Source organism: Veillonella parvula (assembly GCF_018366295.1).
Taxonomy (GTDB): domain Bacteria; phylum Bacillota; class Negativicutes; order Veillonellales; family Veillonellaceae; genus Veillonella; species Veillonella parvula_P.
This window is the reverse complement of the sequence record NZ_JAGZIJ010000001.1, coordinates 468,282-484,782: the sequence shown is the minus strand read 5'-3', so window position 1 is coordinate 484,782 and position 16,501 is coordinate 468,282. Positions and strand designations below refer to the sequence as shown.

At 38.8% G+C, this 16,501-nt stretch carries 17 protein-coding genes, 1 tRNA gene and 1 other RNA gene; all 19 read left to right on the top strand.

Going from position 1 to position 16,501, the window contains the following annotated elements; genetic code table 11:
- Positions 1 to 146: 146 nt before the first annotated feature.
- On the top strand, positions 147 to 485 hold the full coding sequence (gene queD / locus KHY58_RS02360; protein ID WP_004696395.1) for a 6-carboxytetrahydropterin synthase QueD: 339 nt from the start codon (positions 147 to 149) through the stop codon (positions 483 to 485).
- Positions 472 to 1,218, top strand: a complete 747-nt coding sequence (locus KHY58_RS02355; protein WP_227065639.1) for a 4Fe-4S cluster-binding domain-containing protein — start codon at positions 472 to 474, stop codon at positions 1,216 to 1,218. The genes queD and KHY58_RS02355 overlap by 14 nt, the downstream gene beginning before the upstream one ends.
- Before the next feature lie 81 nt (positions 1,219 to 1,299).
- Complete coding sequence (folE, locus tag KHY58_RS02350) at positions 1,300 to 1,857, top strand: GTP cyclohydrolase I FolE (RefSeq protein ID WP_227065638.1); 558 nt, start codon at positions 1,300 to 1,302, stop codon at positions 1,855 to 1,857.
- 71 nt (positions 1,858 to 1,928) lie between these two features.
- Positions 1,929 to 2,003 (top strand) — tRNA-Ile (locus tag KHY58_RS02345).
- A gap of 244 nt (positions 2,004 to 2,247) precedes the next feature.
- Positions 2,248 to 2,979 carry a tRNA (adenine(22)-N(1))-methyltransferase gene (locus tag KHY58_RS02340; protein WP_278471763.1) on the top strand — a complete coding sequence of 244 codons (732 nt, stop codon included), beginning with the start codon at positions 2,248 to 2,250 and terminating at the stop codon, positions 2,977 to 2,979.
- Positions 2,980 to 2,994: 15 nt separating this feature from the next.
- Positions 2,995 to 4,098: a Nif3-like dinuclear metal center hexameric protein gene (locus KHY58_RS02335; protein WP_278451702.1), complete on the top strand. Its 1,104-nt coding sequence runs from the start codon at positions 2,995 to 2,997 to the stop codon at positions 4,096 to 4,098.
- A gap of 49 nt (positions 4,099 to 4,147) precedes the next feature.
- Positions 4,148 to 4,498: RNase P RNA component class A (gene rnpB / locus KHY58_RS02330), an RNA gene on the top strand.
- Positions 4,499 to 4,555: 57 nt separating this feature from the next.
- Positions 4,556 to 4,885, top strand: coding sequence for a thioredoxin family protein (locus KHY58_RS02325; protein ID WP_004698670.1), 330 nt, complete (start codon positions 4,556 to 4,558; stop codon positions 4,883 to 4,885).
- Positions 4,886 to 5,159: 274 nt separating this feature from the next.
- Positions 5,160 to 6,299 carry a hydrogenase small subunit gene (locus tag KHY58_RS02320; RefSeq protein ID WP_105086644.1) on the top strand — a complete coding sequence of 380 codons (1,140 nt, stop codon included), beginning with the start codon at positions 5,160 to 5,162 and terminating at the stop codon, positions 6,297 to 6,299.
- Complete coding sequence (locus tag KHY58_RS02315; RefSeq protein WP_105086643.1) at positions 6,299 to 8,200, top strand: nickel-dependent hydrogenase large subunit; 1,902 nt, start codon at positions 6,299 to 6,301, stop codon at positions 8,198 to 8,200. Before KHY58_RS02320 ends, KHY58_RS02315 begins: the two co-directional genes overlap by 1 nt.
- Positions 8,201 to 8,214: 14 nt before the next feature.
- Entirely contained in the window at positions 8,215 to 9,024 is an 810-nt protein-coding gene (cybH, locus tag KHY58_RS02310) for a Ni/Fe-hydrogenase, b-type cytochrome subunit (protein ID WP_278471759.1), read from the top strand.
- Positions 9,017 to 9,595, top strand: coding sequence for a HyaD/HybD family hydrogenase maturation endopeptidase (locus KHY58_RS02305; RefSeq protein ID WP_278471757.1), 579 nt, complete (start codon positions 9,017 to 9,019; stop codon positions 9,593 to 9,595). The genes cybH and KHY58_RS02305 overlap by 8 nt, the downstream gene beginning before the upstream one ends.
- Positions 9,596 to 9,663: 68 nt before the next feature.
- On the top strand, positions 9,664 to 10,041 hold the full coding sequence (locus tag KHY58_RS02300) for a hydrogenase expression/formation C-terminal domain-containing protein (RefSeq protein WP_004696374.1): 378 nt from the start codon (positions 9,664 to 9,666) through the stop codon (positions 10,039 to 10,041).
- A gap of 376 nt (positions 10,042 to 10,417) precedes the next feature.
- On the top strand, positions 10,418 to 11,428 hold the full coding sequence (locus KHY58_RS02295) for a glycosyltransferase family 2 protein (protein WP_004696372.1): 1,011 nt from the start codon (positions 10,418 to 10,420) through the stop codon (positions 11,426 to 11,428).
- 84 nt (positions 11,429 to 11,512) lie between these two features.
- Positions 11,513 to 12,325, top strand: a complete 813-nt coding sequence (locus tag KHY58_RS02290) for a C40 family peptidase (RefSeq protein WP_008714242.1) — start codon at positions 11,513 to 11,515, stop codon at positions 12,323 to 12,325.
- A gap of 277 nt (positions 12,326 to 12,602) precedes the next feature.
- Positions 12,603 to 15,218: an alanine--tRNA ligase gene (gene alaS / locus KHY58_RS02285; protein WP_278471755.1), complete on the top strand. Its 2,616-nt coding sequence runs from the start codon at positions 12,603 to 12,605 to the stop codon at positions 15,216 to 15,218.
- Positions 15,219 to 15,372: 154 nt separating this feature from the next.
- Positions 15,373 to 15,633 (top strand): IreB family regulatory phosphoprotein, encoded by a 261-nt coding sequence (locus KHY58_RS02280; RefSeq protein ID WP_004696366.1) that lies wholly within the window; start codon positions 15,373 to 15,375, stop codon positions 15,631 to 15,633.
- Positions 15,633 to 16,052 (top strand): Holliday junction resolvase RuvX, encoded by a 420-nt coding sequence (gene ruvX, locus KHY58_RS02275; RefSeq protein ID WP_004696363.1) that lies wholly within the window; start codon positions 15,633 to 15,635, stop codon positions 16,050 to 16,052. The genes KHY58_RS02280 and ruvX overlap by 1 nt, the downstream gene beginning before the upstream one ends.
- Positions 16,053 to 16,078: 26 nt before the next feature.
- Complete coding sequence (locus tag KHY58_RS02270) at positions 16,079 to 16,375, top strand: DUF1292 domain-containing protein (protein WP_008601328.1); 297 nt, start codon at positions 16,079 to 16,081, stop codon at positions 16,373 to 16,375.
- The last annotated feature ends 126 nt before the right edge of the window (positions 16,376 to 16,501 follow it).

Here is a 16,501-nt window from a genome sequence, read left to right as displayed (position 1 = left end):
TTGTGTTATAATAAAAAATGGTAATATCTTACAATAAAAAGTAATTTATGATAAGACTTACGTAATAGACAAGCGTTTCATGTAATAGCGATAAGTTTTATGTAATAGATATAAGTTGAAAGCTTATGTAATAGATAGGAGATATAATGTTTACAGTTACTAAACGGTTAGAGGTGAGTGCATCTCATCAATTAAAACTAGATTATCCGAGTAAATGTCAAAATCTTCATGGGCATAATTGGATTATTACAGTTCATGCACGTTCTGAAGAGTTAGATCATAATGGGATGGTCATCGACTTTACGATTATTAAAGAAAAAATTCATGGTCGATTGGACCATCGCCATATCAATGATGTACTAGGCGATATAAATCCTACTGCGGAGAATATGGCAAAATGGATCGCTGATGAATTGGGTCCAAAATGCTTTAAAGTAGAGGTTCAAGAGTCTGAAGGGAACACAGCTATTTATGAACGTGATTGAGATTTTTGCCTCTATTGATGGGGAAGGTAGTCGGCAAGGCTTGCTGACTACATTTTTACGCCTTCATGATTGCAATATTCGCTGTTCCTATTGCGATACGACTTATAGCTATGGCATTGATAGTGTTTTCACAGAGATGACTGTAGCTGAGGTGGCGGATGTTATTGAATGCTTAGGCAATCATCGCATTACTATTACTGGTGGGGAGCCTCTATTACAAGAAGCTGCTGTTGTAGAGTTAATTGATGAATTAAATCGTCGGAAGGCTTTAAAGATACAAGACAGTCCATCAAGTCAAAGTGATTTAACTCGTATTAATGATGTAGATAAAGATGTAGATAAACGAGAGAGGCCTAATAATAGTCCTTATGATTTCAATATTGAAACAAATGGCACGATTGTACCGAGCTTTCATAGAGATAATGTGTGGTTTACCTACGATTATAAAACGTCGTCCTCTTTAGCCGAAGAGTCTATGAATATAGATATATTCAAGGTGGCTACAGAACATGATTTGATTAAGTTTGTCGTTGGTTCTCCAGAAGATTTGGATTGTATGCGTCGCATAATTAGTAAATATCCTACAGTGGCTCAAATATATGTATCGCCTGTATGGGGACAGATTGAGGCGGCATCGATTATCGATTATATGAAAACATATAATTTGCAGAATGTACGATTCCAACTGCAAATCCATAAATTTGTCTGGGATCCAGATGCAAAGGGTGTATAGTATTGTTAGGCTGTGTAGTATCAGTATCTTTTCTATGGTATGATATGAGGTCTGATGAAATCTTGATATAAAGGGGTAAATATGGATACAAAAAAAATAGAATCGCTTATATATCAGTTGTTAGAAGCATTAGGTGAGGATCCTAATAGGGACGGTTTGTTAGAAACACCGAAACGGGTGGCTCAAATGATGGAAGAGGTATATGAAGGCATTCAGTATACAAATGCTGAGATTGCAGACATGTATGGTAAGACCTTCGCTGTAGATACAAATCAAATGGTAGTAGTAAAGGATATTACTTGCTTCTCTAATTGTGAACATCATATGGCATTGATGTATGATATGAGTATCAGTATTGGGTACATTCCAAAAGGTCGTGTCATAGGTTTATCTAAGATTCCCCGCATAGCTGAAATGTGCTGCAAGCGTTTACAACTACAAGAAAAAATTGGTGAAGATATTGCGGAAGTAATTTCCTTAGCGACAGGGTCTGATGATGTTATTGTGCACATTACATCGTCTCACAGCTGCATGAGTGCACGAGGCATTAAATCTACAGATAGCCAAACGACTACACTAACTACTAAAGGCGTATTTAACGAAGATCATATGATTCACCGTTTTATGCTAATGAAATAGTCTTAGCGTTTGAGTTGCCTTGACTAAATGATAGTCTATTCGGTATAATTAATAAGCTAGAAACTAACTGAGGGCCTATAGCTCAGGGGTAGAGCAACCGGCTCATAACCGGTCGGTCCCTGGTTCGAACCCAGGTGGGCCCACCATTATGTTGACATCTACCGTCCTTGAGAATTCAAGGGCGGTTATTTTTATATGTAAATCATTTATTTGTGTAACTTAACAAAGCTTATTTTTGAATAGTATTATGTTTAGAAATAAATAAACGAGAACAAATATGTAAATAAATAAGCATAAAATAAGCAAAAAATAATCAAGAATAAATAATTAAGAATTAAGAATTAAGAATGAATAGTTAGTAATATATAATTAGTAATAGTAGAGGATGTTATGGAACCTAGACCTATGATGGACCGCCTAGAAGCGGTATTCTCAATCGTACCAAAGGCTCATGCCATTGCTGATATCGGTACCGATCATGGCTATTTAGCGGTAGAGCTCATCAATCGTCAACGCGCTGAATATGTCATTGCCGGTGATGTACATAAAGGTCCGTTAGAGTCTGCAAGATCATATGTTGAGTCTTGTGGACTAGCCGATAAAGTAGATTGTCGTTTAGGCGATGGTCTTAAAGTGACAGAAAAGGGCGAGTTGAACGGCGCCATTTGTTGTGGTATGGGTGGATTTTTAATGCGGGATATTGTAGATGCAGGCCCAGAACCATTAGAGTTCTATGTACTCCAACCACAGAATGGACAAAAAGAATTACGTCAATATATGGTTCAAAAGGGATATGTTATCGTTCTAGAAATCATCGTAGAAGATGCTGGTAAGCTCTATACAGCATTTTTAGCCGTGCGCAATGACTGCGTGGAAGCTTATACAGGTATGACTGAATATGTAGATATTTATCGATCATTACCGGAAGACTCCTTGTTGTGGTCTGTAGGGGCTTTATTGGAACAAGATAGACCACCACTTTGGATGAAATATATAGAGTATTTAATATATCAACGACAATGTGCATTAGATGATATGACAGAGAAATTAAATCATACTGATAAATATCAGGATTTAGAGCGAGAAGTTAATTTTCTTCGTAATCTTTTAGAGAATAAATAGAAAGAAGTGAGTTGTATGATAACGGTTCAACATGTTATTACCTTGATGGAGCAATTAGCACCGCATTCGTATGCAGAGTCTTGGGATAATGTAGGTTTAATGGTGGGCGATCGGAATGTAGTTGTTACAGGTGTAGTGACTACGTTAGATGTAACAGAAGAAACCGTAGAATATGCTATTGAACAAAATTGTAATTTAATTGTTAGTCACCACCCATTAATCTTTAAAGGGTTGAAACAGATATCATGTGATACTGCTCAAGGGCGTACGATTAATAAGCTGATTCAACATAAGATTGCCGTATATAGTGCTCATACAAATCTTGATATCGCTCCAGGCGGTCTCAATGATATGTTGGCGAAGCAATTGGGACTTATTGATATTAAGGGCTTCATTAAAACTGGTGAAGAGGCGCTTTATAAGGTGACCACCTTTGTACCTGAAAGCTCAGCTGATGCGGTTCGTTTGGCGATGGGTGATGCAGGGGCAGGCCAAATTGGCAATTACGAGCATTGTAGTTTCAGTATCCATGGGGAAGGACGCTTTGTTGGTAATGAAGATTCTCATCCTGTCATTGGCGCAGCTGGCGCTTTGACAGTGGTTCCTGAGGTACAAGTGAATGCTATCGTTGATAGTACGCATTTAAGCAAAGTCGTGGCGGCTATGAAAGTAGCTCATCCATATGAAGAAGTTGCTTATGAGGTTTTGAATATAGTCGAGCCTACTAGTTCAACTCAATATCTAGGACGGGTAGGTCGCTTGCCTAATGCATTAAACTTAGATTCTTTCCGTGAATGGGTACAAGAAGCGTTGCCTGATGCTAACATTCGTTTTGCTGGTATTGTGCCGAAAGCGATTCAATCCATTGCTCTATGCTCTGGTGCAGGTGCAGAATTTATTAAGGATGCTGCCAGGTTACATGTAGATGCATATATTACAGGTGATGTGAAGTATCATGAGGCGCAAATGGCTAAGGAATTAGGCTTACTCGTAGTTGATGCGGGGCATTTTGGAACTGAGTCTATAGTGGCACATGGTTTACGTGACTATTTAATCTCTGCAGGGCTTACTGTTCCTGTGAAAGCTTTCACAGAACAAAATGATTTCTTCTTTGTGTAATGATGCATTTTCTTGCAACAAATTGTTAGCTATGATAAACTGAATTGAAGCAAGTATGAAAGACGGTTGCGAGTCTATAAGACTCGAGGAAAGTCCGAGCTCCATAGGGCAGGATGCCAGATAACGTCTGGCGAGGGTAACCTTAGGGAAAGTGCCATAGAAAAGGAAACCGCCACGTAAGTGGTAAGGGTGGAAAGGTGAGGTAAGAGCTCACCAGCAGTCTGGTAACAGGCTGGCTAGGTAAACCCCATCCGGAGCAAGACCGAATAGGGAAGGGTTAAGGGTGGTCCCGCCTACCTTCCGGGTTGTGTCGCTCGAGCGTGCAGGCGACTGTACGCCTAGAAAGATAATCGTCACCGCGCAAGCGGAACAGAACTCGGCTTATTGATTGCTTGCTTCTATATTTAACATATAATTGATAGTATATAAGATTGTAGATCTTTGTTAGGAGAACTTCATGGCAATTACAGCAATTACTAGTGTACAAGAATTTGATGAGAAAGTGCTTGGCGCTAAAGGTTTAGCTATTGTTGATTTTTGGGCTGGTTGGTGCGAACCTTGCACCGTTATGCGTCCAGAAATTGAAGACGTAGCAGAGCGTTTAAAAGGTCAAGTAGAATTCTTTAGTGTTAATGCAGAAGATAAAAATCTTCGCGGTATTTTGTTAAAAGAAGATGTTGATGGTATTCCATCCTTAGTATTCTTCCGAGATGGTAAAATGCTTGATTCCCTTGTGGGTTATAAAAAAGCAGATATGCTTGAGTCTCTAATAAAGGAAGTTATCTAATTAATTAATAACTAGGAATTCGTAGAAAATAAATAACATGAGGCTGTATATAAGAAAAGTTAATTTCTTATATACAGCTTTTTTGTTAAATTTTATAGTTTTCATAAATGTTAAGTGATATAATAAAATAGTGAAAATATGATTGTCATCATGCTGGTTGAACTTCGTCAAACTGATAGAGTGAGCTCATAAAAATGATTTCTGTCATAAACGTTGTAGTTTATTAAGTAATATAATTATATTGCGCAAAGTTGTTGTAAGGAGGCTATATTCCATGAAGAATCGTATAAATAGTTTGTGGACACTCTTCCAAGAACGCCGTTTGAGTCGACGCACATTTATGAAATCCTGTGTAGCACTCACTGCTATTTTAGGTCTACCTCCAACGATGTTAGACACCGTTGTTAAGGCTGCCGAAACAACTGAATTACCTACGGTGATTTGGTTGCATGGTCATGAATGTACTGGTTGTAGTGAATCTTTTATCCGTTCATCCTCTCCCTTTACTTCTGATGTTATTTTGAACATGATTTCTCTTGAATATGATGATACTTTGGCGGCAGCGTCTGGTGCACCATTAGAGGAACATTTAGAAAAAATCATCAAAGAAAAAGCCGGTAAATATATCTTGGCTGTTGAAGGTGGCGTACCACTTGATGAAGATGGTGTTTATTGCACAGTAGGTGGACGTACATTTAAAGAATCCTTATTAGAAGCAGCTAAAGGAGCTGCAGCAATCATAGAATATGGTTCTTGTGCTTCTTGGGGCGGTATACAGGCGGCAAAACCAAATCCAACAAATACAGTTTCTGTATCTTCCGTTGTATCTGGTAAGCCAATTATCAAGGTTCCTGGCTGCCCTCCAATTCCAGAGGTTATGACTGGTGTAATCATGCACTATGCATTATTTGGTCAAATCCCACCTCTTGATGCGCAAGGTCGTCCAAAACAATTTTATGGCAATCGTATTCACGACACATGCTATCGTCGTGCCTTCTTTGATTCTGGACTCTTCGTTGAAAAGTTTGACGATGATGCATCTAAATCTGGTTGGTGCTTGTACAAGGTAGGTTGTCGTGGACCTCAAACATATAACTCTTGCGGTAATCTACGTTGGTGGAATGGTTTGTCCTATCCAATTCAATCCGGTCACGGCTGTATTGGTTGCTCTGAAAAGGGCTTCTGGGATAATGATGTGTTCTACAAACGATTACCAGATATTCCATTGGCTAATACTATCACAACTGCTGATACAATCGGTACAGTAGCTGCCGTTGGTGCCACTGCAGCGGTTATCGTTCATGGTGCAGCAACTCTTACGCGTAATAAAATTCTTGATATGAAAGAAGAAAAACGCTTAAAAGAACAAGGCTTATGGGATGAAAAGAAACATAATAATGGAGGAGGTCACTAATGAAACGCGTAGTAGTAGATCCGATTTCCCGTATTGAAGGTCATTTACGGGTTGAAATAAAAGTTGATGAAGCGAGTGGTAAAGTAGAGGACGCATTGTCTTCTGGTACTGCTTGGCGCGGTATCGAACTTGTTGCTAAAGATCGCGATCCTCGTGACCTTTGGGCGTTCGTACAACGGATTTGTGGTGTATGTACTACAACACATGCGTTGGCAGCATTACGTGCGGTAGAGGATGCAATTGGAATTACAATTCCTAAAAATGCAAACTATATACGTAATATCATGCATAGTAGTCTAGATGTGCATGATCATATCGTGCATTTCTATCACTTACATGCGCTTGATTGGATTAGTCCGGTAGCAGCTCTTAGTGCAGATCCTGCTAAAACCGCTCAATTACAAAATGATGTATTAGCAACTTATAATGTGAGCGGTTTAGCACCTGCGGAAACGGCATCAAAAGACTCTGCCTATCCTAAAGAGTTTCCTAAGGCTACTACAGCATACTTTACGGCTGTACAACAAAAGGTTAAGAAAATAGTTGAATCAGGCCAATTGGGGATTTTCTCCGCTCAATGGTGGGATCATCCTGATTATAACTTGTTACCGCCAGAAGTTCATTTGATGGCCGTATCTCATTATTTGAACATTCTTGATCGTCAACGGGATATTGTAATTCCTCATGTTGTATTTGGTGGCAAAAACCCTCATCCTCATTACATTGTAGGTGGCATGCCATGCTCTATTTCTATGAATGATATGAATGCCCCTATTAATACGCAACGCCTTGCTGCTGTAGAGCAATCTATTGCATTGACTAAAGACTTAGTTGATAATTTCTACGTGCCAGATCTATTAGCTATCGGTAAAATATATGTAGAAAAAGGTATGATCGATGGTGGTGGCCTTGCGAAGAAACGCGTTATGTCCTATGGCGATTATCCTGATGATACGTACACCGGTATTTCTAATGGTGAGTATCATAAGAAATGTATTGTTCGTTCCAATGGTGTTGTTGAGAACTTTGCATTAGGTGTAGATAAAGCAACATTCATCCCATTAGAAGGTAAGGATTTCATGGATCCTCAATATCTTAGTGAAGAGGTTGATCATTCCTGGTTTACATATCCAGATGGAACAAAAACACTTCATCCTATTGAAGGTGTTACTGATCCTAAATTTACAGGTCCTAAATCTGGTACAAAAGAAAAATGGGAATTCCTTGATGAAGATAAAAAATATTCTTGGATTAAATCTCCAACTTTCAAAGGGAAAACTGCAGAGGTTGGTCCATTAGCAAAATATATTGTTGTGTATACAAAGGTAAAACAAGGCATAATCAAAGACCCAACTTGGGCTGAATCTATGATTGTTCGTCAAATTGATACAGTATCACAAGTATTGGGTGTACCAGCTCATGTATGGATGACTACTATGGTGGGACGTACGGCATGTCGTGGCCTTGATGCACAAGTAGCGGCAAATATTAGCCAATACTTCTTTAACAAACTTGTATCTAATATTAAAAATGGTGATACTACAGTAGCGGATATGACTAAGTTTGAACCAAATACATGGGATAAAGATGCTAAAGGTGTTGGTCTTGTAGATGCGCCTCGTGGTGGTTTGGGGCACTGGATACATATTAAAGATGGACGCTCTGCAAACTATCAATGTATCGTACCATCTACATGGAATGCATGCCCTAAAACTGCAGCTAATGAACATGGTGCCTATGAAGATTCCATGATTGATACACATGTAAAAATTGCGGATAAACCACTTGAAATTTTGAAGGTAATTCACTCCTTTGATCCATGCCTGGCATGTGCAACCCATTTATACAATAAAAAAGGCGAAAAAATTGTTTCCGTCAATACAGATGCATTGTGTAAATAAAGGGTGGTGGACTTATGTTAATACATACTGACAAAAAGGCGTATGTCGTATTTAGTCTATGGCTGCGCATATTCCACTGGACTATGGTGCTAAGCGTAACTGCATTATTTTGGACAGGTCTATATATCGGTGATCCCGGATTTGCAGCTATCACAGGTAATCCAGAGCCAACTTTTGCTATTGATGGCTGGTTCTCTATGGAAACTATGCGTCGTATCCATTTCACTGCAGGGGTTATCTTAACATTCTCCTTTATTTTCCGATTTGCAGGAGCTCTTTGGAATCGAGGAGATAGATTATTACCTAAATTCCGCCAAAAACGGTATTGGTACGGTCTTAAAGAAACAACATTGCACTATTTAATGATTCCTCAAAAACATGAACATCATTGGCTTCGTAATTCCTTAGCTAGAACTGCGTATATGATGGTATACATTATGTTCTTCTTTGAAATTTTAACGGGTTTCGCAATGTATTCGATGGTTAACCCTAATGGTGTTTTAGGAACTTTATTTGCACCAGTGGTTACATTATTTGGTGGTGAATACAAGGTCCATGTTATCCATCACTACATTGCGTGGGGATTCTTGTTCTTTACTATTGTTCACGTGTATATGGCATTCCGAGAAGATGTTATGGAGGAGTCGGGCGAAGTATCGGCTATGGTTTCCGGTATGAAATATTACGCTCATGATCCAATTGATATTGAAGACCTCAATGGTAAACGTCGTCGTGGGGAACGTATTGATAAACCATCTGGTACTACATATCGTCCAAGTGATCCTAATGATCCTAGAGAAAGAGAATTACAAGAAAATGACTAAAACAAGTACTGATATTATTAGTGGCTTGGAACAATACGCGGACTCAAAGGGTCCGCGTATTGATTTAAACAGCCTTTATGATGATGGAGACAATGAAATTATCCTACTTGGAGTCGGCAATATTTTGCTTACCGATGAGGGATTAGGTGTTCATGTAGTAAAAGAATTGAAAGAATCTTTCACATTTACGCCTGCGATTTCCATTATTGACGGTGGCACTATGGGAATGGAATTACTTACGTATATGCGTGGTATGAAGAAAATCCTTCTTGTAGACGCTATTAATGGTGGAGATGCTCCAGGAACTATATATGAATTTCCTCATAAGGAATTGGAACAATATTTTACGGAACATATTTCTGTACATGAAGTAGGAATGCAAGATATTTTACGCATCCGTGCTATTCAAGAAGATCCATTAGAAGATGCAGTGGTTATCGGTGTAGAACCGGAATCATTGGAAATTGGTTTTGAACCTAGCGGGCCGGTACAATGTGCCTTGCCTGAGGTTAAAAAACGTATTTTGCATGTCCTACGAGAATGGGGCGTAACAGTTGAGCCTAAAGCATAAAGTGGAAATTTCATATAATGTATAGATAGCTTATAGAATGTAAAGATAGTTTCTGTATAGGAGTATTTATGATTGAAAATTATGGTAATGTTCGCGCCGTTTTAAATGAGTTGCGTTTGGCTCTAAAGAATTTGCGTGAAAATGGTGAGACATATTCGATTTATATTGAAAAAACAGGTTTAACAGAGGAAGAACAAGTTGAAGTATTAGAAACACTTGGACGCGGTCATATTACGATTAACTTTAATGAAACTGATCAACCTGTAGAATGGTATGAATCACAATTTTCTGGAATCTGGATTGGGACTTATAAAAATGGTCGCGATGATTCCATTTTACATACAGTAGAGGTCGCTAAATATCCAGTTGTAGCTGGTGCTTATATAGAAGATATGGAACTGGCGGAGGAAGATTTACAATCTTGGATTGATGCTGCTGGATTATAGTAAAGGAGACCCTTAACGGGTCTCTTTTTCATGAAAGATAGATGAAATTAGGCGTTTTTGATAATTTTATGATAAAAATTCATATAAATTTTTAATTAATAGTTGATAAAGCTAGAAATAATCATATTTGTTTCTATATTAATAAAATAAATATTTTTTATAAATTACTTTATTAAGTAGCTTGATAAATAAATTAATATAATATTGATTTACTGTACTTATATAAAGGATAAATGAAGGGTTTTATTGGTATTTTATAGAGAAGTAGCTTGTTTACTGGCTTTATAAACATTATCAGTCCTATTGTTAACCTTTAGCATTTGCCTTAATTTACTAATTAACATAAAATATGTGAGTAAAATACTTTGGAGGATTTATGTTACTTTCTATTGTAGTGCCTGTATATAACGAAGAGGAAAATATAGCGAACTTTTATAAAGCTGTAACTGATGTTATGTCAGGTCTCACATATGATTATGAACTAATCTTCGTGGATGATGGATCTAGTGATTCGTCAGCTATGATACTGCGTGAAATTGCATTCAATGATAAACATGTTAAAGTGTTATTGCTGGCTCGTAACTTTGGGCATCAAACGGCACTTACATGTGGACTTGATTATGCTCATGGCGATGCAGTCATTACAATGGACGGTGATATGCAGCATCCACCTGCATTGATTCCTGAACTAGTTCGATTGTGGGAATCAGGGTATGATGTGGTGCGTACCATTCGCGATTCAACTGATGACGCTAGTTGGGCTAAATCTTTCACGTCTAAGTATTATTACAAACTAATGAACAAAATGGCCGATGTTCCTATTGTTGAAGGTGGGTCAGATTTCCGCCTCATGAATAGTAAAGCATTGGGCACGTTGAAACGATTTAGAGAACATGGTCGATTTTTGCGCGGTATTGTCGGTGCCTTAGGGTATAGACAAGCAGAGTTGCACTTTGTGGCACCACCTCGATTTGCAGGTGTCTCAAAGTTTAGTGTGCGTAAAATGATTCGATTTGCTCTCGATGGTGTAACCGCTTTTTCAAGGGTGCCTTTACGGGCGGCCTTGTATGTAGGTGTACTTTGTGGTGGAATGAGTTTTTTGCTCATCTTACATCTTTTGTATGTATATCTTACAGGACAAGCTTTGAATGGGTGGACAACCTTGGGCGTATCAATCTTGTTTATTGGTGGAATTCAACTCGTCGGACTGGGAATCATTGGCGAGTATGTAGGTCGTATTTTTGAAGAGGTGAAGCAACGGCCTTTGTATTGGGTTAAGTCAGCTATAAATTTTGAAGAGCATGAAGAGGCTCCGTTACTCGGACCAAGCAGTGCAGATGTTTTTATGGCACCAGAGGCTTATACCAACAAGAGCAAAGAAGACTAGCTGTATTTGTGAATGCAAATAAATAGACGGTTAGTATATTTTGAATAAATAACTTACTTTAAAAGTTTTTTGGAAAGGAAGCATATGAAGTCAAAATATAGTAAGGTTAAAATAACGGCATTAACATTAACTTTTGTGTGTGCCACAACAGCCATGGTTGGCGCAACAACATTACAATATGGTGATAAGGGCAAAAGTGTTACAGCGGTTCAACAACAACTAATTAAACACGGCTATAATGCTACAGATAAAAATGGTGTATATGGTAAGGAGACGAAGTGGGCAGTTCGTTTGTTCCAACAAGATCGTGGCCTTCCAGTGGATGGTATCGTAGGCCCTGCTACGTATAATGCGTTGATGGGTGCTCCTCGTTCTACGAAGGCAGTATTGACTCAAAATGCAGCGACTAAAGCAGTAGCAACGAAATCCGCTTTTACAAACAGCAACGCGACATCCCGTCGTATCGCTGGTCAATCCATTAATGGCAAGAACGTTAAATTAAACAATATTACGAAAAATGAAACACCTAGCAGTATTCACGCAATCTTGGCAGAAGCTGACAAATACCGCGGTGTACCATATGTATTTGGCGGTACTACTCCAAGTGGCTTTGACTGCTCTGGTTATGTTAAATATGTATTTGAAAAACAAGGTATTTCCTTACCACGTTTGGCAGATGAACAGTATAACGTAGGTGTTGAAGTTTCTCGTGCGAACTTGAAAGCAGGGGATTTGGTATTCTTCGAAACATATGAACCAGGTCCATCTCACTCTGGCATTTATATTGGCGATGGCAAGTTCATTAGCGCCACTTCCAGTCGTGGTGTTGCAGTAGCAGATCTTGATACTGGCTATTGGGGTGAACGTTACATCGGCGCAAAACGCGTTGTACGCTAATTTAATAACTAGCTATAAAAGAGGCTATACGAATCAATTTTGTTTTGTTGATTTGTATAACCTCTTTTTATGTTTATTATTCACGATTTAACTAGCATTGACTAAATTTGACCTTTACTTTTATTGTAAAAAATATGGATTAAAATTTATATCTTTCACGGTCTGATTGGATTGGTATGAAAGTGCGTGAATTCCGCATAATCTCAATGTTTTTGATAGATTTTATATCGTTTTTGAGTTATAATGAAGAGTAAATAATTTTAGGAGGAATATACACATGAAGGGTAATGAACTGCGTCAAGCATACTTGCAGTTTTTTGAAAGTAAAGGACATTTAAAATTAGATAGTTTTTCTCTTATACCAGAAAACGATCCGTCTTTGTTATTGATCGGGGCAGGTATGGCGCCATTGAAGCCGTTCTTTACAGGTAAATTGGTACCTCCTTGTCGTCGTATTACAACATGCCAAAAAAGTATGCGTACCGGTGACCTTGAAAACGTAGGGCGTACAGCACGGCATCATACATTCTTTGAAATGTTGGGGAATTTCTCTTTCGGGGACTACTTTAAAAAAGAAGCTATTCATTGGGCGTGGGAGTTTTTAACTGAGGTTATTAAACTCGATAAAAATAGATTATATGTTACTGTATATCCAGATGACCAAGAGGCATATGATACATGGCATAATGATTGTGGTGTAGAAGAGAGCCATATCACGCGTCTCGAAGATAACTTCTGGGAAATTGGAGAAGGCCCATGTGGTCCAGATAGCGAAATCTTTTTTGATCAAGGTCCTGAACATGGTTGTGATGACCCTAATTGTGCGCCAGGCTGTGATTGCGATCGCTATCTTGAAATTTGGAACTTAGTGTTTACTCAATTCAATAAAATGCCAGATGGATCTTATGAACCATTACAACATAAAAACATCGATACAGGCGCCGGTCTTGAACGATTGGCTTCCGTATTACAAGGCTGTAAAACAAACTTTGAAACCGATTTGATTTTCCCAATCATCGAAGCCACTGCAAAATGCGCTGGTGTTACATATAACGAAGATCCAAATACAGATGTTTCTTTAAAAGTTATCGCTGACCACGCTCGTGCTGTCACTGCATTGATCTCCGATGGCGTATTGCCATCCAACGAAGGTCGCGGCTACGTATTGCGTCGTATTTTACGCCGTGCTGTACGTCATGGCCGTTTACTTGGTATTGAAGGTATCTTCTTAACACCACTTATTGATGTAGTCGTAGACATTCTTGGCCCTGGTATTACATCTATTGCTGAGAAACAAGACTTCGTTAAACGCGTGGTTCAAAACGAAGAAGAACGCTTTAACCAAACCTTGGAGCAAGGTCTTGAGCTATTAAACTCCTTGATCGATACATTAGCTGCTGAAAAGGCAACTGTAGTTCCTGGTTCTGAAGTATTCAAACTATATGATACATATGGATTCCCTTGGGAATTAACAGAGGAAATTGTTTCTGAACGTGGTTTTACAATCGACCATGAAGGCTTTGAAGCTGCTATGAAAGAGCAACGTGAACGCGCTCGTGAAGCCCGTGTTAAAGAAGATGCAAAGGTAGCAACACCGGATATTACATTCTTGAAAGACGAAGAACTTCTTGAGGACGAGGCTGTAGAAGCATCTTCTGTATTGATGATAGGTAAAGGTGCTGAACGTTTACAAACAGCTGCTGACGGTGATGAAATTACTATCATCGTACGTACGACTCCATTCCATGCAGAAGGGGGCGGTCAATTAGGCGATACAGGTTTTATTGTGGGCCCAATGGGTAAGGTAGAGGTTCATAACACTAAACGTTTACCAGAAGGCACTGTATACCATATCGGTACTGTTATAGAAGGCTCCATCTCTGAAGGCGATGATGTCACTCTTGAAGTGGATACAAATCGCCGTGCAGCAATGGCTCGCAATCATACAGCGACCCATTTGTTACATGCAGCTTTGAAACAAATCTTAGGTGAGCATGTAAACCAAGCAGGTTCTTTAGTAACTCCAGATTACTTGCGTTTCGACTTCACCCATTTCTCTCCTGTAACGCAAGAGGAACTTGATCAAATCGAAGCTCTTGTAAACGAAGAAATTTTAAAAGCTACGGACCTAGCTATTGCTGAAATGTCCATGGATGAAGCAAAAGCAAAAGGTGCTATGGCACTCTTCGGAGATAAATATGGTGATGTAGTTCGCGTTGTAGAGGTTCCTGGCTTCTCCGTTGAATTATGTGGTGGTTCTCATGTAGGCAATACAGCTTTCATTAGTTCCTTCCGTTTAACATCTGAAGCTGGTATCGGTTCTGGTGTACGTCGTATTGAAGCGATTACAGGTCGTGCAGCTCTCGATGCAGCAAAACAAGATCGTTTGACTATTGAACGCATGGCAAGCGAGCTTAAAACTAAAGCGCCTCAAATAGAAGAACGCTTACACCAAGTGTTGACAGAAGCTAAAGACACAGCAAAAGAATTAGAACAAATTCGTAAAGAAGTTTCGGCAGCGGGTGCAGCTGACATCGTTGCTGGTAAAGTTGTGATAGGTGATGTTGAATTTGTTGCCGCAGCTGTAAAGGCGTCCTCCATTGATGAATTGCGCGACTTAGCTGATATGGGTCTTGATAAATTGAATGGCTCTGGTGTGGTTCTTGTAGGCGCTGCTATGGGCGATGATAAGGTAAACTTTGTATGTAAAGTATCTAAAGATGTCGTTGCTAAAGGTGCAAAAGCAGGTAATATTGTTAAAGCAGCAGCTCAAGTAGCTGGAGGTAATGGCGGTGGCCGTCCGGATATGGCACAAGCAGGTGGCAAAGAGCCAGCTAAATTAATGGAAGCCTTAAAAGCTGGTGGTGAAGCCTTAAAATCTATGTTACAATAGGCATATAATTTTATAATTATACTTGTATCTGTTATAGAAATTTTTTATAATGCATAAAAAGTTACTGACTTTGTAGCTTTAATTCAAGTATAATAGTAGGTGAGATTTCACTTGTATGGTGAAATCTGCCGATGTAATAAAAAGGAGGGATACGATGAACGTTTCAGATGAAACCATGTTATTCCGTAAAGTAGACGATGAACCGATGACCGCTGAAGAGGTGCTCACTCGCGTTTATCAATCTATTCAAGAAAAAGGTTACAATCCAATTAATCAAATCTTAGGGTATCTAATCTCTGGAGATCCTGCGTATATAACAAGTTATAATAATGCGCGTTCCGATATCCGCCGTTTAGAGCGTGATGACTTGATTGAAGAATTGTTGAAAGAATACGCAAAGGCTAAACAATTATAATGAGAATTATGTCATTAGATGTAGGCAGCCGTACTATTGGTATTGCCTGTAGCGATGCACTGCTCATGACTGCACAAGGTATTGAAACCATTCGTAGAACATCTCTGGAAAAAGACTTTAATCGCTTACAAGAACTCATTTCTGAATATGAAGTACATGAACTTGTGGTAGGTATGCCGAAAAATATGAATGGTACAAAAGGTGAACGGGCTGAAAAGACTGAAGAATTCGTTGCAAAAATGAAGGAAGTCATCGATTTACCTGTTACATATTGGGATGAGCGGTTATCTACTGTTATGGCTGAACGTCAACTCATCGCAGCTGACGTGAGCCGTAAAAAGCGTAAATCTGTTATCGATAAAATGGCAGCGGTTGTAATTTTGCAAGGATATTTAGATCGCTTGCAGTTTAATAAATAAGTATTTTTCCTTAAGGAGGGTTTCCAATGGTTGACCAAAATTTTGAAGGTGAAGTGTATTATTTGGAATTCGAAGACGAACATGGTAATAAACAATACTTCACAGAAGATGTTATCTTGAGCCATGAAGGTCAAGAGTATGCCGTTCTTGTACATGTACAAGATGAAGATGCCGACCATGAAGGTCAAGATGACACGTACATGATCTTGGCTCGCATCGAAACAAATGAAGAAGGCGTAGAAGAATACGTACCTTTGGATGAAGAAGATGAAAACTTTGAAACTCTAGTAAAACTGTATGAAGACATGGATGAAGACGAATAATCGTTTTTAGCATAAATTTAGCGTGTTGTCAGTGGACAATGCGCTATTTTTATTTTGTTATACATTATCATTGTTGTACAAAGAAGGGACTTCATTCATGCTAAGGGCATAACAAATATATAAAAT